Origin of the sequence: Fibrobacter sp. UWR4 (assembly GCF_003149045.1) — a bacterium.
GTDB lineage: Bacteria > Fibrobacterota > Fibrobacteria > Fibrobacterales > Fibrobacteraceae > Fibrobacter.
Window position 1 is genome coordinate 1 of the sequence record NZ_QGDU01000077.1, and the last position, 2764, is coordinate 2764.

The 2764-nt window shown below is 44.2% G+C and carries 4 protein-coding genes and 1 pseudogene; all 5 read right to left on the reverse strand.

Annotated features, from left to right (window positions below; translation table 11 throughout):
• Positions 1-192: 192 nt before the first annotated feature.
• Positions 193-447, reverse strand: coding sequence for a hypothetical protein (locus tag BGX12_RS15090; protein ID WP_109736843.1), 255 nt, complete (start codon positions 445-447; stop codon positions 193-195).
• The gene (locus BGX12_RS15095) at positions 444-662 is read right to left on the reverse strand and encodes a DUF3791 domain-containing protein (protein ID WP_109736844.1); all 219 of its coding nucleotides are present in this window, start codon (positions 660-662) and stop codon (positions 444-446) included. The genes BGX12_RS15090 and BGX12_RS15095 overlap by 4 nt, the downstream gene beginning before the upstream one ends.
• A gap of 3 nt (positions 663-665) precedes the next feature.
• A complete protein-coding gene (locus BGX12_RS15100; RefSeq protein WP_109736845.1) occupies positions 666-1403 on the reverse strand; it encodes a hypothetical protein in 738 nt (245 codons plus the stop codon).
• A gap of 10 nt (positions 1404-1413) precedes the next feature.
• Positions 1414-2547 (reverse strand): AAA family ATPase, encoded by a 1134-nt coding sequence (locus BGX12_RS15105; protein WP_111361749.1) that lies wholly within the window; start codon positions 2545-2547, stop codon positions 1414-1416.
• A 79-nt stretch (positions 2548-2626) separates the two neighbouring features.
• A pseudogene (locus tag BGX12_RS15985) lies at positions 2627-2764 on the reverse strand (V-type ATP synthase subunit K); the annotation flags it as partial.

A 2764-nucleotide genomic window follows, 5' to 3' on the forward strand; every position in this document is an offset into this window, starting at 1 on the left:
TGTAGATGTAAAGATAGCCTACGAATGGGAATCGGAATCGAGAGAATCATCTAGCAAGGCTGCCTAAATGCTTCCACACATGTTGATGATGCCTCATTTAATGCCCTGAAGAAAAAAATTTTTGATCGTTTCAAATTCTATCATTTTTCAATTCCTTGTTTAACATATTGTCACGATTTTCGTTAATTAAACTTAAGCCAATGCCCGACGTTTTTCCTGTTCGTATTCGCCTACAATGTAATCGGGGCCATTTTCCCAAAGGCCCGTTTCCTTGTCAAACAGGCAAACGGCGGTCGTCGATTCCATAAAGTCCGCAACGGCGTCTGTCATACCGCAATTATTCCTGTCCATCAAATCGCGTATGGACATCTGCGCAAGCAGGCACATGGCAAATTCAATTTTATCTTCCATGGACGAATTCTGAACAAACGCCGCAATATCGTTCATACTGCCACCCCTTGATTTTTTAGGTAGGTCTCAACCTCATTGAGGCTTGCCAAATCACCTTGCACATGGAACTCTTCGTACATGTCCTGCATAAAGTCATAGACCTTGTACTGACGAAACAACTTCGCAACCTCCGACATATCCTTATGCCAGGTCTTGGAGGCAAGCCGCAAAAGCCGCACCTGAATCAAGATTATTTCGTCTTTACGGTCCATAGGTTAATTCGGAATCTTGGTATTTTCAAGATTCAACCCATCAGGGAATGCTTCATGTAACATCAATGCCGAAACAACATGGAGCCTGTTCTTGAAAAATATAAAGCTTGGAGCTGGCAGCATATCCCAATCGTAAGATTCAACCCTATCGCGAATTACATTGTAATTTTCACGTTCCGTGCAACCGAGCATCTTCGCCAAGACTTTCTTACCCGAATTCGGGCTATTGTCGGAGCCAGACAAATTCTCATAATAGGACTTTTGTGCAGCCTCATCATCTATAAGGCAGAGCATCCAGGATTCGCTTCTGGTTATGGGGACCATAGGAACGCCCATCCTAAAATTTTCACTATCGAAACCCGAATGCATCGCGGCTATCATGGCCCTGTAATACCTGTCGCGATTCTCATGCGAAGAGAAATCCATATCCTCAAAGAGAATTGCACCACAGGCGTCCCCATGTTCAACAGCCTTTCGTGCCAAACAGGCTGAAAAAGCCGATATCGAAACTGTATTGGGATATGGATTCTTGGCACCGCGGACATAGGCTTTTCTTTTCGGCTTGTCATTCTTATTCGCATCGGAAAGTTCCGAACGGGTAACCATGTACATTTCGACTTCTTCGGAATACCAATTGTCCAAAAGATTCCTAACTGCGATTGCAAGCGGGCCATCAAAGCCATTAAAGGCATCGTACCGCAAATCGGTGGAGCCTTCGCCGCAAACAACGAACTCAATCATAGGATCCACCTTAATCGGACAGCTGGTCGGATAGTTCAATAAGGTCCGTATCGCCCATGGCTTCGCCCGGACCGAGAACATTCAACTTTTCCGACATCTGCGGTATATCGAAGAACCGACGGACGTGTGTATGCCCCATTTTATCCTTATATAGGAAAAAGACTCCTGAACGCGCCAGATCATCGGTCAAGTAGTTCAAGAAAAGTCCGCTGTGCGTAGAGACGACAACCTGTTTTTTCGGTTCACCATAATTTTGCAACTTCGTAACAAACTTCTCAAAAAGTTCCTGATTCAAGCCATTCTCAGCTTCATCAAATAAAATCACCTTGTCATCAGTAAATTGCTGAGACAAAAGAACAAAAAGGCGGAGCGTTCCATAACTTAGATTAGTCGCTGAAAACACGTTTTTTTCAAGTTCACTCAAAAGCAGGGATTTCCACCCAAATTGTTGGCGTTTAATTTCCATACCCTTAAGCGGAGCATAAAAATTCTGAATTTGCGTAAGAAGGTTATGCTGGTTATCGGCAGAAAGACCTGCGATAAAGCCGCTCAAATTACGTCCATTACTCTCTACGGACACGGATTGTGCCTTGGCAACACGCGATGACTGAGCAATTGCATGGGGATCAAGCACCCCCAGAAATCGGCACTGTCTTATAAACTTGCTAAATTCAGTCTCCCTGAAAGAAAAAATAGACCCCGAATAATTGGACGGGCCATAGTCGATAGTCTGAATTTTCTTGCCCGGTTCAGAAATATTCAATTTGCCTGATTCATAACGATATTCGACAAGGCCTTCCTTGAGCGTTTCCACCGTGCATCGCATTTCACGGGTATTGAACTTGGCTTTCCAAGACGCCTTTTTCTCTCCAAGGGTCGCATCAATTTCAATATCAATCGAATACTTACGTTCACCACCAAGAGTTAACAGTTCCGTCACATTGTTCAAGCCCTGTTCATTAAGCCACTGAGGGACATTGCCGTTCATCAGCGACTTTACAAAATCAAGAAATTGAAGAAAAGTTGTCTTGCCAGAGCCGTTGATTCCTATCAGGCAAGAAAACATGGGAATGTCACTTATTTCAAAATCCGCCAGAGATTTGAAATTCTTTACGGATACTCTGTCAATTTTAAAAATTTCCATAGTCCAATTATAAAAATATGAAGCGCGGGGAATTTTCCCCGACACTTCCTACAGTTCTCATTCTACCGCCGTAGCTACGCTACGACACCAGCATCATCGAGAACACCATGATGAACAAGGCAACGGTTTCACCCACGCCAAGCACCATCAAGCTGTTCACTAGACCCTTGCCGGTTTCACCCAAGCCATTACAGGCGTTGGAGGCAGCCTTGCCTAC